Source organism: Sphingomonas rubra (assembly GCF_900115745.1).
GTDB classification, from domain to species: Bacteria; Pseudomonadota; Alphaproteobacteria; order Sphingomonadales; family Sphingomonadaceae; genus Sphingomonas; species Sphingomonas rubra.
In genome coordinates, this window is the sequence record NZ_FOXP01000001.1 from 339,287 (window position 1) to 354,988 (window position 15,702).

The 15,702-nt window shown below is 70.5% G+C and carries 13 protein-coding genes; 6 read left to right on the top strand and 7 right to left on the bottom strand.

Annotated elements, in window-relative coordinates:
* Positions 1–15: 15 nt before the first annotated feature.
* A complete protein-coding gene (locus BM145_RS01665; protein ID WP_093330442.1) occupies positions 16–1,344 on the top strand; it encodes a dicarboxylate/amino acid:cation symporter in 1,329 nt (442 codons plus the stop codon).
* Positions 1,345–1,713: 369 nt separating this feature from the next.
* On the opposite strand, the gene BM145_RS01670 is transcribed toward BM145_RS01665, so the two are convergent.
* The 6 genes from BM145_RS01670 to BM145_RS01695 all read right to left on the bottom strand — a co-directional run bounded on the left by BM145_RS01670 (position 1,714) and on the right by BM145_RS01695 (position 9,261).
* Entirely contained in the window at positions 1,714–2,337 is a 624-nt protein-coding gene (locus BM145_RS01670) for a glutathione S-transferase family protein (RefSeq protein WP_093330445.1), read from the bottom strand.
* Positions 2,334–3,146, bottom strand: coding sequence for a class I SAM-dependent methyltransferase (locus BM145_RS01675; RefSeq protein ID WP_093330447.1), 813 nt, complete (start codon positions 3,144–3,146; stop codon positions 2,334–2,336). The genes BM145_RS01670 and BM145_RS01675 overlap by 4 nt, the downstream gene beginning before the upstream one ends.
* A 252-nt stretch (positions 3,147–3,398) precedes the next feature.
* Positions 3,399–4,469: a recombinase RecA gene (gene recA / locus BM145_RS01680; protein ID WP_093330450.1), complete on the bottom strand. Its 1,071-nt coding sequence runs from the start codon at positions 4,467–4,469 to the stop codon at positions 3,399–3,401.
* 103 nt (positions 4,470–4,572) lie between these two features.
* Complete coding sequence (locus BM145_RS01685) at positions 4,573–5,427, bottom strand: 4-(cytidine 5'-diphospho)-2-C-methyl-D-erythritol kinase (RefSeq protein ID WP_093330452.1); 855 nt, start codon at positions 5,425–5,427, stop codon at positions 4,573–4,575.
* Positions 5,424–7,037 carry a tetratricopeptide repeat protein gene (locus BM145_RS01690; RefSeq protein WP_245738995.1) on the bottom strand — a complete coding sequence of 538 codons (1,614 nt, stop codon included), beginning with the start codon at positions 7,035–7,037 and terminating at the stop codon, positions 5,424–5,426. Before BM145_RS01690 ends, BM145_RS01685 begins: the two co-directional genes overlap by 4 nt.
* A gap of 568 nt (positions 7,038–7,605) precedes the next feature.
* Entirely contained in the window at positions 7,606–9,261 is a 1,656-nt protein-coding gene (locus BM145_RS01695; protein WP_093330455.1) for an electron transfer flavoprotein-ubiquinone oxidoreductase, read from the bottom strand.
* Positions 9,262–9,382: 121 nt separating this feature from the next.
* Here BM145_RS01695 and BM145_RS01700 point away from each other — a divergent pair, with 121 nt between their 5' ends.
* The 5 genes from BM145_RS01700 to BM145_RS15910 all read left to right on the top strand — a co-directional run bounded on the left by BM145_RS01700 (position 9,383) and on the right by BM145_RS15910 (position 13,977).
* Positions 9,383–10,096 (top strand): uracil-DNA glycosylase family protein, encoded by a 714-nt coding sequence (locus BM145_RS01700; RefSeq protein WP_093330457.1) that lies wholly within the window; start codon positions 9,383–9,385, stop codon positions 10,094–10,096.
* Positions 10,093–12,078, top strand: a complete 1,986-nt coding sequence (locus tag BM145_RS01705) for a lytic transglycosylase domain-containing protein (protein ID WP_093330459.1) — start codon at positions 10,093–10,095, stop codon at positions 12,076–12,078. The genes BM145_RS01700 and BM145_RS01705 overlap by 4 nt, the downstream gene beginning before the upstream one ends.
* Positions 12,078–12,605 (top strand): molybdenum cofactor biosynthesis protein B, encoded by a 528-nt coding sequence (gene moaB / locus BM145_RS01710; protein ID WP_093330463.1) that lies wholly within the window; start codon positions 12,078–12,080, stop codon positions 12,603–12,605. The genes BM145_RS01705 and moaB overlap by 1 nt, the downstream gene beginning before the upstream one ends.
* A 93-nt stretch (positions 12,606–12,698) precedes the next feature.
* Positions 12,699–13,769, top strand: coding sequence for a PA0069 family radical SAM protein (locus BM145_RS01715; RefSeq protein WP_093330466.1), 1,071 nt, complete (start codon positions 12,699–12,701; stop codon positions 13,767–13,769).
* A 67-nt stretch (positions 13,770–13,836) separates the two neighbouring features.
* Complete coding sequence (locus tag BM145_RS15910; protein WP_177200048.1) at positions 13,837–13,977, top strand: hypothetical protein; 141 nt, start codon at positions 13,837–13,839, stop codon at positions 13,975–13,977.
* Between the two features lie 43 nt (positions 13,978–14,020).
* Here the strand turns inward: BM145_RS15910 and BM145_RS01720 are convergent, their stop codons facing one another.
* Complete coding sequence (locus BM145_RS01720; protein ID WP_093330468.1) at positions 14,021–15,601, bottom strand: long-chain fatty acid--CoA ligase; 1,581 nt, start codon at positions 15,599–15,601, stop codon at positions 14,021–14,023.
* Positions 15,602–15,702 lie beyond the last annotated feature (101 nt).

The following is a 15,702-nucleotide window of genomic DNA, read 5'->3' on the forward strand; positions in this document are numbered from 1 at the left end:
CGGGAGTGGGCGTGGATGGCCAAGCGGCTGACCTATTGGATTTTGCTGGGGCTGGTGCTGGGCGCCGCGCTGGGCCTGTCGCTGAACGGCTGGATCGACGACGGCAGCCCGGCCGCCGCCGCGCGGCTGGAGGAGATCGCCGGTTATTTCGGCATTGTCACCACGCTGTTCCTTCGGCTCATCAAGATGATCATCGCGCCGCTCGTCTTCTCGACGTTGGTGGTCGGGATCGCGCACATGGGCGACACCGGCGCGCTGGGGCGGATCGGCCTCCGCAGCCTGTTGTGGTTCATCGGCGCGAGCCTCGTCTCGCTGCTGCTCGGGCTGATGCTGGTCAACCTGCTGCAACCCGGCGTCGGGCTGGCGCTGGCGGTGCCGGCGGCGACCACGGCGAGCGGCGTCGCGCACGGGCCGTTCGATTTCGCCAATTTCATCGCGCACATCGTCCCCGCCTCCGGCATTGAGGCGATGGCGGAGAACGAGATCCTGCAGATCGTCGTCTTCTCCGTCTTCGTCGGCGTCGCCATCACCGCGGTGGGCGAGGCTGCGCAGCCACTGGTGCGGGCGACCGAGGCGCTGGTGCAGGTGATGCTCAGGATCACCGGCTACGTCATGAACGTGGCGCCGGTCGCGGTGTTCGCGGCGGTGGCGGCGACCCTGGCGGAGCGGGGCGCGGGCATCCTGGGCGACCTCGCCTTCTTCATGGGCTCTTTCTACCTGGGGCTCGCGCTTCTCTGGCTGGTGCTGTTCGTGGCGGCGCGGGTGATCGTGGGACGGCGGGCGACCGAGCTGTTCCGCTACGTCCGCGATCCGCTGGTGCTGGCCTTCTCGACCGCGTCGTCAGAGGCGGCGTTCCCGCGCACGCTGGAAGCGCTCGACCGGTTCGGCGTACCGCCGCGCATCGCCAGCTTCGTGCTGCCGCTCGGCTATTCGTTCAACCTCGACGGGTCGATGATGTACATGACCTTCGCGTCGCTGTTCATCGCGCAAGCCTATGGCATCGACCTTACGCTGGGGCAGCAGATCACGATGCTGCTGGTGCTGATGGTGACGTCGAAGGGAATCGCAGGCGTGCCGCGTGCCAGCCTGGTGGTGATCGCGGGAACGCTGTCGATGTTCAACATCCCGGAGGCGGGGCTGCTGCTGATCCTGGGCGTGGACCATTTCCTCGACATGGGACGATCCGCCACCAACGTCGTCGGCAACGCGGTGGCGGCGAGCGTGGTCGCCAAGTGGGAAGGCGGGCTCGACCCGATCGAACCGTCGGTGATCGTGGCGCCTGCGGCGCCGTCTGGCGATGGCCCGAAGGTGGCGGAGGACCGGTTCGGGGACATCGGGCGCTAGAACGGATCGACCTTCAGCATCTTTCCCACCCCGGCGAAGGCCGGGGCCCAGGTGGGAAAGGGCTGTTGGAGCAGCGCAACGCCTCTCATACCCGTTCCCCACTTGGACCGCTGCCTCCGTCGGGCTGGCAAGCCCTGAATGACGCGGCCTCTTCGCTGAATATCGATCGGCGCCAGGCCCGAAGAAAGAATGGGTTCACGCGGAGGCGCGGAGGTAGGGCGTCCGGGGCGTATGCCGCGCCTTACCATGGACCGCTCGACGTGGCGGGCGGTTGATGGCGACCGTGGCATCCGCGCCCCGCAAGACATCTCCGCATCTCCGCATCTCCGCGCCTCCGCGTGAACAGGGTCATGGAAGCGCCGCGGGCGCTTACGCGTAGGCGTATGGCCCGCCCTTCGCGAGTGCCGCTTGGTAGGCCGGTCGCGCATGGACCTTGTTCAGCCACGCGATCGTCGCGGGACGGCTGTCGTCCAGGCCGCCGCGGCTGCGCGCGGCTTCCAGCGGGAAGCTCATCATGATGTCGGCGGCGGTCATCTCGTCGCCGGCGAACCAGGGGCGCCGCGCCAGTTCGGATTCGACATAGTCGAGGTGGCGGTCGATCATCGGCTGGATGCGGCCGGCGATCTTCCTGCCGAGCAGCGGAATGCGGGTGAGGATCAGCTTGACGAGGAGCGGCGGCATCAGCGAGCCCTCGGCATAATGGAGCCAGAAACGATAGCGGAGCGCCGCCTCGCGGTGCGCGGGCGGACCCAGGCGGCCGTCCGCCTTCTCGACCAGATACTCGACGATCGCGCCGGTCTCGGCGACCACTTGGCCATCGTCCTCGATCACCGGAGACTTGCCGAGCGGGTGGACCTGGCGGAGTTCGGGCGGCGCGAGCATCGTCTCCTTGTTCCGCTCGTAGCGCTTGACGGTATAGGGCAGGCCGAGCTCCTCCAGCATCCACAGGATGCGCTGCGAGCGCGAGTTCTCGAGATGGTGGACAACGATCATGATGGCCCCTTGGTGGCGCGCCAGATCCATGCCGAGGCGGGCAAGACGACGCGGGTTGCGGTGACGTAGCGCGCGAGCGCGGCAGTGAGGCGGGAGCGCATGGCGGCAGGGTCGGCGGCGACGATGCTCGCGAGCGGGCCGATGCGCGACAGGAAGGAGACCGCATCGGCGACCGGATCGGCGCCCTCGCCGGCCACGTAGGCGAAGTCGGTCGCGACCGAAGCCGCGTCCTGCCACCCAGCGGCGGCGAGGATCGACGCGACGTGCCGCTCTTCGGCGAAGGCGAAGGGACCGGGCGCGGTCGATAGGGGCGGGCGCGTGCCAGTGAGCTCTTCGACGAGTGCACCGGCGAAGGCGTTGCGGGTGCGGCCGCGAAAGCAGGAGAAGACGAGGCGGGCGCCGGGCGCGGCAACGGCGTGGAGTCGCGCGAAGGCGGCGACCGGGTCGGCGAAGAACATGACGCCGTGACGCGAGACCAGCAGGTCGAACGGCCCCTGCCCGGCCACTCCGCCCGCGGCGTCGCCGACGTGGAAGGCGGCGGTGGGCACGCGGTCCCCGGCGATCTCGACGAGCGCGGGCGAGAGGTCGACCCCGGTGATCGACAGGTCGGGACGGGCGGCGGCGAGCGCAGCGCTGGTCGCGCCGGCACCGCAGCCGATGTCGAGCACGGTTGCGCGCGCGGATGGAGCGGCGGCGAGGATCGCGGCGTCGAGATGGCTCGACAGATCGGCGAGCGAGCGATCGGTACGGCGCCACTCCGCGGCCCAGACATCGCCGACGCGGGTCTGCCAGTCGGCGATGCTGGTCATCTACGCGGTTGCGCTCCCAGGTCCGTCACTTCGAGCTTCCTCCCTCCGTCATAGCGGGATGGTCCCGATCCGCACGAGCAGTGGAAAGGAGTATGCGGAAGCATGGACCCCGGAACAAGTCCGGGGTGACTAGGTGGGTTGGGCGGAGCGGACCGATCAACAGCAACGCCGACCCTGCAACGTCACGCCCAAGCGCCTTCTCGCCTTTTTGAACGAGAAAGGCCCGCCGTTTCCGGCGGGCCTCCCCTGGCGTCAGATATCATCGTCCTCGGATGGCCCGGCCATCATCTCCTCGGCGACCTTCTCGGTGCGCTGGCGGATCGCCCGTTCGAGGCGGTCGGCCATGTCGGGATTGTCACGCAGGTAGGTCTTGGCGTTCTCGCGACCCTGGCCGATGCGGACGCTGTCGTAGGAGAACCAGCTGCCCGACTTCTCGACCAGCCCGGCCTTGACGCCGAGATCGAGGATCTCGCCGATCTTGGAGATGCCCTCGCCGTACATGATGTCGAACTCGACCTGCTTGAACGGCGGGGCGACCTTGTTCTTCACCACCTTCACGCGCGTGGCGTTGCCGACGATGTCCTCCTTGTCCTTGATCTGGCCGGTGCGGCGGATGTCGAGGCGGACGGAGGCGTAGAATTTCAAGGCGTTGCCGCCCGTCGTCGTTTCCGGATTGCCGTACATCACGCCGATCTTCATGCGGAGCTGGTTGATGAAGATTACCATGCAGCGCGAGCGGCTGATCGAGCCGGTCAGCTTGCGCAGCGACTGCGACATCAGGCGCGCCTGGAGGCCGACATGGCTGTCGCCCATCTCGCCCTCGATCTCGGCGCGCGGCACCAGCGCGGCGACCGAATCGACCACCAGCACGTCGATCGCGTTGGAGCGGACCAGCGTGTCGACGATCTCCAGCGCCTGCTCGCCCGTGTCGGGCTGCGACACGATCAGCTCGTCGATGTTGACGCCCAGCTTCTTGGCGTAGACCGGATCGAGCGCGTGCTCGGCATCGACGAAGGCGGCAGTGCCGCCCGTCTTCTGCGCCTCGGCGATGACGTGGAGCGCGAGCGTGGTCTTGCCCGACGACTCCGGCCCATAGACCTCGATCACGCGGCCGCGCGGCAGGCCGCCGACGCCGAGCGCGATATCGAGGCCGAGCGAGCCGGTCGACACCGCCTCGACCTGCATCGTCTCCTTCTGGCCGAGCTTCATCGCCGAGCCCTTGCCGAAGGCGCGGTCGATCTGGGCGAGCGCGGCGTCGAGCGCCTTTTGCCGGTCGGTCGTTGCAACTGCCACGGAGTCGATCACTTTCAGATTGGCGGCCATCGGGGGCTCCCATCGCTAGAACATGCGCGCGTCCAGGGCAACGCGTCTCGCCTCCATGTACGCGCTATGTTCCGTGGGAACAAGAGCGGAACAGGAGAAAAGATCAGTTCATCTCGGTCGCGAGTGTCCACCAGCCGCGCGCGCGTGCCTGCCCGGCTGCGGCATCGCGGGCGGCGGGCGTGTCGAACATCGCGAAGCAGGTAGCGCCGGAGCCGGACATGCGGCTGAGGATTCCTCCGGTGGCCGCGTCGAGCAGCGCGCGAACCTGGGCGATGACCGGGGCGAGCGTGGTGGCGGCCGGCTCCAGATCGTTGCGACCGGCGTGGGCGCGGGCAAGGAGGTCGCCGTCCGGGAGCGGACCGCGATCGATCCCGTCCCAAGCGGCGAACACGGCGGCGGTGGAGACGGCGACCAGCGGGTTAACGAGGAGCAGCGGGGTGTCGGCGAGGCCGGTCAGATCGGCGAGCGCGTCGCCCTTCCCCGTTCCCAGCGCGGTGCGGCCGGAAAGGCAGGCCGGCACGTCGGCGCCGAGCGCGGCGGCGACCGCGTGAAAGTCGCGCGGATCGGTGCCGGTCAGCCGGGCCAGCGCGCGGAGGGTGGCGGCGGCATCGGCCGAGCCGCCGCCGATGCCGGAGGCGACGGGAAGGTTCTTGGTCAGCGTGATGGCGACAGGCGGCGTCGGGCTCACCGCGCGAAAGGCATCGCGGGCGCGGGTGACCAGATTATCGCCCCCACTTCCCGCATCCTCCCCTCCTGGTGGAGAGAGGGACGAGGCGAACGGACCGTCGATCCGGAACGAGTCCTCGGCCGCCTCCTTTACGCGGATCACGTCACCGTCGCGCGCGAAGGCGAACAGCGTTTCGAGGTCGTGATAGCCGTCGGCGCGGCGGCGGCGGACATGAAGGGCCAGGTTGATCTTGGCGGGGGCGGGTTCGACGATCGCGGGTCTGTCGGTCATCGCGCGAGCTTGGCGTTGATCGCGACGCGGTCGCGCGGCTCGGCGGTGAGCAGCGCCGCGCGCCAGGCGTAGCGCGCCTCGAAACGGCGGCCGAGCGCCCAGTAAAGGTCGCCGAGATGGTCGTTGACCTCCGCGTCGGCGGGAAGTTCGACGGCGGCTCCCTCGACCAGCGACAGCGCACGGCCGAGATCGCCGCGCCGGAAATAGGCCCAGCCGAGCGAATCGGCGATCGCGGAATCGTCGGGCGCGAGCCGGTGCGCGCGCTCCAGCATGGCGGTGCCGGCGGCCACGTCCTCGCCGCGGTCGACCAGCGTGTAGCCGAGATAGTTGAGGACGGAGGGCTCGTCGGGCGCGAGCGCGAGGGCGCGGCGAAGCGCCTTCTCGGCGTCTCGCCAGCGGCCTGCCTCGTCGAGGGCGCCGCCGTAGCGGAGCCAAGCGGCCCAATTGTCGCGGGCCCCATCGGACTTCAGGACTCGGGCGTACCAGGGGAGCGCGTCCGCCGGGCGGCCGTCGCCGAACAGCAGGTCGGCGTAGCGGGCCCGGTCGAGCGGGCGCGCGTCGGGCGCGTCGGCGAGCGTCCGGGCGAGCGCGAGGGCGGCGGGGACGCGATCCTGCCGGGCGAGAAGCTCGACGCGCCGCGCCGCGACGATCGCGCCGAGCGGGCCTTGGGACGGGACGGCGTCCAGCTCGGCGGAGGCGCGCGCGGGATCGTCGCCGCGGCCGAGCTGATCGGCGAGGAGCAGCCGCGCGCGCTGAAAGCCCGGATCGGCGACGAGCGCGGCGCGCGCGAGCGCCACGGCGGTGGCGCTGGTGTCCTCGCCGTCCAGATCGTCGGCGACGCGGAGCAGGAGGCGCGAGACGCCCCAGGCCAGATCGGGCCGCGCGGTCGCGCCGGCTCGGGCGGCGGCGAGCGAGAAGGCGTCGGAGCCGAGCAATCGCCGCGCTTCCGCCGACTTGTCCGCGCCGATCAGCAGCTCGGCCGCGGCCACGCGGGTGGCGGTGGCGCCGGTGCCGAGCGCGCGGACGGCGGCGAGCCCGTCGTCGAGGCGGCCGTCGGCGAGGAGGAGCAGCACGCGCGTCTCGGTGGCGAGGCGACGGCCGGCGGGATCGGTGCCGGCGACGATCGCGGCGGCGCCGTCCTCCCCTCGCCCACGGGCGAGCCAGCCGCGCAGCGAAGGTACGAGTAGCGCCAGCCGGTCGGTGGCGAGTGCGGCGGTCGCGGTCGTGGCGGCGGCGAGGTCGTCGGCGCGGGCGGCGTCGGCGAGCGGGAACAGCGCGGCGTCCATCGGCGCGACGCCCGCGCGGGTCAGGACGGCCGCGGCACGTCGGGCGAGCGCCAGGTCGCCACCGGCGAGCGCCTCGCGATAGGCGCGGATCGCGACCGCCGGGTTGGCGGGGGCCGCGTCCAGCGCGGCACGGTAGTCGGCGAGCGCGGCCCCGCCCTGCCCCTGCGCGTCGGCGGCACGGGCCGCGAGATAGGCGGAGAGGCCGTCGCGCGGCGGCGTATCGCCGAAAACGGGAGGGGCCAAGAGGAGCGCGGCCATGGTCGCGAGGCCGACCGCCGCCATGGTGTCAGGCCGGTATTGCTGGCCCTTTCGCCGCGCGGCCATCGGCCGGAGAGTATGCGGAGCCATGGACCCCGGCTCAAGGCCGGGGTGACGGGGTGGGTGGACGGAGATCACAGAACGCACTTACGGCGAAACCCGGGCCGGCGTCGATCCATCCGCCTGTCGCAGAGGGGCAAATAACACGCCCACCTCCTCCGTCATGCCGGGCTCGACCCGGCATCCATGCCTCCACGCGACCATCGGCCCAAGAGTGTGCGGAACCATGGACCACGGCTCCAAGCCGGGGCGACGGGGTTGGTGGGGAGAGATCACAGAGCGCACTTACGGCAAAATCCGGGCCGGCGTCGGTCCATCCGCCCGTCGCAAAGAGGGAATAACACGCCCACCTCCTCCGTCATGCCGGGCTTGACCCGGCATCCATGCCTCCACACGGCCATCGGCCCGAGTGTGTGCGGAACCATGGACCCCGGCTCGAGGCCGGGGCGACGAATGTTGTGGCCGATCACTTCGGTCCGCCGCGGCGAAGCCGCGTCGTCGGACGGGTCGGCAGGCCGACCCGCCGGCCGCGCTGGCGCGAGTCGTGCGGCGGGGCGCCGCACGCCGCGCTGCGCTACATATTCGGGTAGTTCGGGCCGCCGCCGCCCTCCGGCACCACCCAGTTGATGTTCTGGAGCGGGTCCTTGATGTCGCACGTCTTGCAGTGGACGCAGTTCTGCGCGTTGATGACGAACTTTGGGTTCGTCGTGTCGACGTCGACGAACTCGTACACGCCGGCCGGGCAGTAACGCTGCGACGGGCCGTCGTACATCGGCAGGTTATAGTCGACGGGAATGTCGGGATCGCGCAGCGTGAGGTGGACGGGCTGGTCCTCCTCGTGGTTGGTGTTCGACAGGAACACCGAGGAGAGGCGGTCGAACGTGAGGACGCCGTCGGGCTTGGGATAGCTCTTGGGGCTCACCAGGTCCTTGCGCCACAGCGACTCGTTGTCGGGATGATGCTTCATCGTGAAGGGCATCTTCAGGCCGAAATGCTCGGCCCACATGGTGATGCCCGACAGGCCGGAGCCGATGAAGTCGCCGAACTTCTTGACCAGCGGCACGACGTTGCGGACGACCGACAGCTCCTTGTGGAGCCACGACGCCTCGAACGCCTGCGGATAGGCGGTCAGTTCGTCATGCTCGCGGTCCGACTGGATCGCCGCGAACGCCGCCTCGGCAGCCATCATCGCCGATTTCTGTGCCCCGTGCGTACCCTTGATCCGCGGCACGTTGAGGAAGCCGGCCGAGCAGCCGATCAGCGCGCCGCCGGGAAAGACGAGCCTGGGGATCGACTGCAACCCGCCATCATTGATCGCGCGCGCGCCGTAGGAGACGCGCTTGCCGCCCGCCAGCAGCTCGGCGATCACAGGGTGCGTCTTCCACTTCTGCATCTCCTGGAACGGGGAAATATAGGGGTTGGTGTAGCCGAGCCAGGTGACGAAGCCGATCGACACCTGGCCGTTCGCCTGGTGGTAGATCCAGCCGCCGCCGTTGGCATCGTCGTCGAGCGGAAACCCTTGCGTGTGGATGACCTTGCCCGGCACGTGCTTGTCCGGTGCGATGTCCCACAATTCCTTGATGCCGAGGCCGTAGACCTGCGGCTGCGCGTCCCTGGCCAGGTCGAAGGTGCGGATCACCTCCTTGGTCAGGTGGCCGCGCACGCCCTCGGCGAAGAAGGTGTATTTGGCGTGGATTTCCAGCCCCGGCGTATAGTCGGGCTTGTGCGTGCCGTCGCGCGCCACGCCCATGTCGCCGGTGGCGACGCCCTTCACCCGGCCCGCCTCGTCGAACAGGATCTCGGCAGCGGCGAAGCCGGGAAAGATCTCGACCCCCAGTTCCTCGGCACGGCCGGCGAGCCAGCGGCAGAGATTGCCCAGCGAGCAGGTGTAGGTCCCCTCGTTGTGGAGGAAGGGCGGCGTCCACCAGTGCGGCAGGTCGAACTTCTTGTTCTTGGTCAGCACCCAATGATGGTTCTGGACCACCGGCGTCTCCGCCATCGGGCAGTCCGTGTCGCGCCAGTCGGGGATCAGCTCGTCCATCGCGCGCGGGTCGATCACCGCGCCCGACAGGATATGGGCACCGACCTCCGAACCCTTTTCCAGCACGCAAACGGCGAGTTCGCTCCCCGCCTCGTTCGCCAGCTGCTTCAGGCGGATCGCGGCCGACAGCCCGGCGGGACCGGCGCCGACGATCACCACGTCGTAGGGCATCGACTCGCGTTCGCTCATCTCTCGTCTCTCCAGCGGACCGCCTGTTCCGATCGTTCGGGCGCGGACCGGCAACACATTGTCGGGAAAGCCGATCCGACAAGTTGACCGCCGCGTCAACCGGGCAGCATAGGTTGTCGCCGTGGGGGCATACCAGACATTCGATCCGGCGATCGCCAGCGCGCTCGACTGGTGGGCGGACGCGGGGGTCGACGTGCTGGTCGACGACGCGGTCAGGGACTGGTTCGCGGCGCCCGCGGCCAGGGCGCCGGCGGTGGCCGCACCGGCGCCGGCCTCCCCGACCGCCCTGCCCGCCTCCATCGAGGCGTTCGCGGCGTGGCGGACCGGGCCGGACGCGCCGGAGGCGGGGTGGAGCGGCGTGTCGCTCGCCGCGTCCGGGCCGATGGACGCGCGCGTCATGGTGCTGATCGACTGCCCCGAGCGGGAGGACGGCGACGCGGGCGCGCTGCTGTCGGGCGCGGCGGGGCGATTGTTCGACCGGATGCTGGCGGCGATCGGCCTGTCGCGCGGCGCGGTGCACCTGGCGGCGGTCTGCGCGCGGCGGCCGGCGGCGGGGCGGATGCCGCGCGAATTCGAGGCGCGGCTGGGCGAGGTCGCGCGCCACCTGGTCGAACTCGCCGCGCCCGAGCGGCTGCTGCTGCTCGGCGAAGCGACCAGCCGTGCGATCCTGGCGGCGGACCGCGCCGCGGTACGCGGACGTTTGCAGCCATTTAACCATAAGGCGGGACAAACGCAGGTGGTCGCCAGCCACCATCCGCGCCTGCTGCTCGAACGGCCGGCGCTGAAGGCGGAGAGCTGGCGCGACCTGCAATTGCTGATGGGACCGGGTGCATGAAGCTGAATTGGGGATGGGCGACGGCACTGGCCACGCTGTCGGTACCCGCCACCGCCGAACCGCCAGCGGCGGCGGCCAGGCTGGATCACATTCCCGACCAGCTGACGGCGGCGCAGGCGACCGCGTACCGCGCGGTGTTCGCCGCCATCCGCGAGAGCCGCTGGCAGGACGCGCAGATCGGGCTGGACGCGATGCAGCCGGGCCCGCTGCACGCCATCGCGCGGGCTGAACTCTACACGGCCAAGGGCTCGCCCAGGGTCGAGCTCGGGCCGCTGGTCGCGCTCATCAACGAGGCGCCCGAACTGCCGGAGGCCGAGGCGCTACGCCGGCTGGCGGCGGCACGCGGCGCGGTCGATCTGCCTCCCCTGCCCGCCCAGCAGCGGCTGATCTGGCAGGACGGCGCGCCGCGCCGCGTGCGGGCCAAGGCGACGCGCAGCGACCTGGTCGCCGCCGATCTGGCCGCCAGGATGCAGCCGCTCATCAAGGTCGACGACGGCGCCGCGGCGGAGGCACTACTCGCCGAAACGAGCGGCCTTTCGCCCGAGGCGCAGACCGAGTGGCAGGCCAAGGTGGCCTGGATGTACTATCTGCAAGGGCAGGACGCCAAGGTCCGCACGCTGGGCGCACAGGCGGCGAACGGCGTCGGCGAGTGGGCGGTGCAGGGCCGCTGGATGACCGCGCTGTCGGCGTGGCGGCAGCGGGACTGCGCCGCCGCGTCGACCGGGTTCGAGGGCGTCGCCGCGCGCGCGAGTGACGTCGACCTGCGTAGCGCCGGGCTCTACTGGGCGGCGCGCGCCGACATGGCGTGCGCGCGGCCCGACCGGGTCGAGGGGCGGCTGAAGGCGGCGGCACAGTTCGGCGAGAGCTTCTACGGACAGCTGGCACGCCAGGCGCTGGGCCTGCGTGCCAGGCTGGTCGGCCCCGGCGGGCTGGTCACCACCGACTGGACCCGGCTCGACAAGCGACCCAACGTCCGCGTCGCCGCCGCCCTCATCGAGGTGGGCGAGACCGAGCTGGCCGACGACGTTGTCCGCCAGCAGGCGAAGATCGGCGATCCGGCGGAGTTCGCGAGCCTCGTCCGCCTCGCGGAGACGCTGGACCTGCCCGCAACGACGATCTGGCTGGCGCACAACTGCCCGCAAGGCGTGACCGCGACCGCGGCGGCGCGCTATCCCACGCCCAACTGGCGCCCGGCGAGCGGCTGGCGTGTCGACAAGTCGCTGGTCTACGCCCACACGCTGGAGGAGAGCCGGTTCCGCGCCACCGTGACCAGCCCGGCGGGCGCGTACGGCCTGATGCAGATCATGCCCGCCGCGGCCACCGATTTCGCGCGCGAGCGGGGTACGTCGGTCGACAAGCGCGCGCTCGGCACCCCGGCGGTCAACATGGACATTGGCCAGCGCCATCTGGAGCGGCTGCGCGACTCGGCCGTGACCGGCGGGCTGCTGCCCAAGGTGATGGCGGCGTACAATGCCGGGCCGAAGCCGGTCGGCGAGTGGAACAGCATCGTCCATGACGGCGGCGATCCGCTGCTGTGGATCGAGAGCATCCCGTACTGGGAGACGCGTGGCTACGTCACCACCGTGATGCGCAATTACTGGATGTACGAGGGCCAGTCGGGCAAGGCCGCCTCCGCCAGCCGCGCCGCACTGGCGCAAGGCGCGTGGCCGCGCTTTCCCGGCATGACCGGGCCGGCGATGGTGCGAATCGACGGCGGCCGGATGACGCCGGTGCCGTTCCGCGCCGCGACGCCGACGGTCGCCTTGGCCGCGGCTTCGCCCGCCTCCACGCCCTCGCCCGCCCCGGCAGCCGCGCCGACCAGCGTGGCGGCGACGCTGCCGAGCGGCAGCCCGCGCGACGAGGCGGCGATGATGCGCGCCGCGGCGGCGATGATGGCGATGCAGCCGGGACAGCCCGGCTCCGGCGGCGGCGGCGCGGTGACCGCCCTGCTGCCCCCCGCGGGCGCGAGCCTGGCGAACTGATGCCGATCGACCAGAGCCGGCCCTTCCACCCGGTCCGCATCGCGGTGCTGACCGTGTCGGACACGCGCGGTCTGGCCGAGGATCGCTCGGGCGACGCGCTAGTCGAGCGGCTGGAGGGCGCCGGCCACCTGCTCGCCGCGCGCGCGATCGAGCGCGACGATGTCGACGCGATCGTGGCACGGCTCGACGCCTGGATCGACGATCCGGCGATCGACGTGGTGGTGACCACCGGCGGCACCGGCGTGACCGGCCGCGACGTGACGCCGGAAGCGGTCGAACGGGTCGCGGAGAAGATGATCCCCGGCTTCGGCGAGCTGTTCCGCTTCCTCAGCTACGCCAAGATCGGCACCTCCACCGTCCAGTCGCGCGCCTGCGCCTGCGTGGCCCGCGGCACCTACGTCTTCGCGCTGCCGGGCTCCACCGGCGCGGTGAAGGACGGCTGGGACGGCATCCTGGCCGAGCAACTCGACAGCCGCCACCGCCCGTGCAACTTCGTCGAGCTGATGCCCCGACTGACCGAGCGATAGCCGATCGCCTACCGAAAATTTCCATGAGGATCGACCGGCTGTCCGGCCCCTGCCGTTCTTGATACGTTCCCCTGCGACGGTTAGGCTGCGCGGGTGTCCACGACTCGACCTATACGCGGCGCGACGCTGAACAATGGCAGCGGACGCTTCAACCTTCCCGCGCGCGAAGCCGACGGCGACTGGCTCGACACGCGTGAGGGAATCGATGGCGCGCCGCCCAGCCTGCGGACCACCGTCACCGTGGAGCGGCCACGGACGATCGTCAGCCGCAACGCCTCGCCCGACGTGCCGTTCGACCGCTCGATCAATCCCTATCGCGGTTGCGAACACGGTTGCATCTACTGCTTCGCGCGGCCGAGCCACGCCTTTCACGACCTGTCGCCGGGGCTGGATTTCGAGAGCCGGCTGTTCGCCAAGCCGGGCGCCGCCGCGTTGCTGCGCGGTGAACTCGCCAGGCCGGGATACGACGTGCGACCGATGGCGCTCGGCACCAACACCGATCCCTACCAGCCGATCGAGCGCGAGTGGCGGATCACGCGGCAAGTGCTCGAGGTGCTCGCCGAGACGAACCATCCGGTGACGATCACTACCAAGTCGGACCGGGTGGTCCGCGACCTCGACCTGCTCGCCGCGATGGCCGCGAAGGGGCTGGCGAGCGTGTGCGTGTCGATCACCTCGCTCGACCCCCGCGTCGCGGCCACGGTGGAGCCGCGCGCGCCGACGCCCGAGCGTCGCTTAAAGGCGGTGCGCGCACTGAGCGATGCCGGCGTGCCGGTCTACGTCTCGATCGCACCGGTCATCCCGGCGATCACCGACCATGAGATCGAGCACCTGCTGGAACGGGCAGCGGCAGCGGGCGCGCGCCATGCCTTCTTCATCCCGGTGCGACTGCCATGGGAAGTGGCCCCGCTGTTCCGGGCCTGGCTGGACGAGCATTTTCCCGATCGCGCCGGCAAGGTGATGGCGACCATCCGGTCGCTGCGCGGCGGGCGCGACAACGATCCCGGCTTCGGCACGAGGATGAAGGGTCAAGGGCCTTGGTACGACCTGCTGCACACGCGTTTCCGGATCGCGTGCCGCAAACTGGGGCTGAACCAGCAGCGGGTGGTCCTCCGATGCGACCTGTTCCGCCCACCCGCCGGACCGCAGGGCGAGTTGTTCTGAGCGAGGCCCTTCCGCGAAAACGAACCGATGACGTCGGCGAGCGTTGAGAGCGTGAAGGAGTAGCATCATGCCCGACGATCAGCAGCACGACCAACAACCCGGCGCCGACGACCAGGAATCGGCCAAGCCGAAGCCCGTCGAGAAGGAGCAGTCCGGCGCCGGTTACGGCAACAATGCCGGTCCGCAGGACGAGGTCGACGAGCAGTAAACGCGTCCGTCACGCCGCCCTCACGGCGGCGTGACGAAGACGATCAGGCGGTCGCGAGCACGTGATCGCGAAACTGCTCGCGCAACGCGGTCTTGAGGAGCTTGCCCGTCGCGGTGTGCGGCAGAGCCTCGACGAAGACGATCTCGTCGGGCAGCCACCATTTGGCGACGTGCCGCGTCAGGTGCGCGTTGATCTCCGCCGCAGAGACCGTGCTGCCCGGCTTGCGGACCACGACGAGCAGCGGCCGCTCGTCCCATTTCGGATGCGACATCGCGATCGCCGCCGCCTCGGCGACGCCGGGGCAGCCCACCGCGGCGTTCTCCAGATCGACCGAGCTGATCCACTCGCCCCCGGACTTGATGACGTCCTTGGCGCGATCGGTGATCTGCATGGTGCCGTCCGGATGGAGGACGGAGACGTCGCCGGTGTCGAACCAGCCGTCGGCGTCGAGACAATCCTCGGCGGCGCGGTAGTAGCGGCGCACCACCCAGGGTCCACGCACCTGCAGGCGGCCGGCGCTGATGCCGTCGCGGGGCAGCAACGCGCCTTCGTCGTCGATCACCCGCAGTTCGATGTTGAAGGGGATTTGCCCCTGTTTGGACAACAGGTCGAGCTGCGCCTCGCGGTCCATCTCGTCCCACTCGGGCGGGCGCTGACCGGCGGTGCCGACGGGCGACGTCTCCGTCATGCCCCACAGGTGCGCGACCTCGATCCCCATCGCCATGATCCGCTCGATCATCGCGCGCGGCGCCGCCGAGCCGCCGATGCTGGCGAGTTGCAGGTGGCGCGGCGGCTCCCCGCCCGCATCGATATGCGCGAACATGCCGAGCCACACGGTCGGCACGCCCGCCGAATGGGTCACCCGCTCGCGCGTCATCAGGTCGCACAGCACGGCCGGGTCGTTGACCGCCGAGTAGACCATCGTCGCCCCGGCGATCGGCACGGCGAGCGGCAGCCCCCAGCCCGCGGCGTGGAACATCGGCACCACCGGTAGCGCGATCGAGCGCGAGGACAGGTTGAAGATCGCGGGCGTGATGACGGCGAGCGCGTGCAGCACCTGGCTACGATGCGTATAGAGCACGCCCTTGGGATCGCCGGTGGTGCCGCTGGTATAGGCCAGCATGCACGGTTCCCGCTCCGATCCGTCGACCCAGGTGTAGGCGCCGTCCTCCGGCTCGAGCAGCGCGGCGAGCGAGCCGGGGCCGTGACCGTCCATCACCACGTAATGCTCGATCGTCGTCCAGCGGTCGCGCAGCCGGTCGACGATCGGCTGGAACGCCCGGTCGTAGAGGAGGACGCGGTCCTCGGCATGGTCGGCGATGTAGAGGAGCTGCTCGTCGAACAGGCGCGGATTGATCGTGTGGATCACCCCGCCCATGCCCATCACGCCGTACCAGGCGACGAGGTGCGCGGCGTGGTTCATCGCCAGCGTGGCGACGCGGTCGCCCGGCCGGATGCCGAGCCGTTCCAGCGCCTGCGCGAGCCGCCTGGCATCGTGCGCGATGCCGGCCCAGTTGGTGCGGCTCTCGCGACCATCGGCCCAGCGGGTGACGATCTCGCGCGTCGGATGCTCGCGCGCCGCGTGATCGATGATGCGGTGCACCCGCAACTCGATGTCCTGCATGGTATTCAGCAACGCCACTCCCCTCCCGCTTGCGGGAGGGGTCGGGGGAGGGCTGGTCCTCCGCTACGACTGCCCTCCCCTCGCCTCCTCCCGCGAGCGGA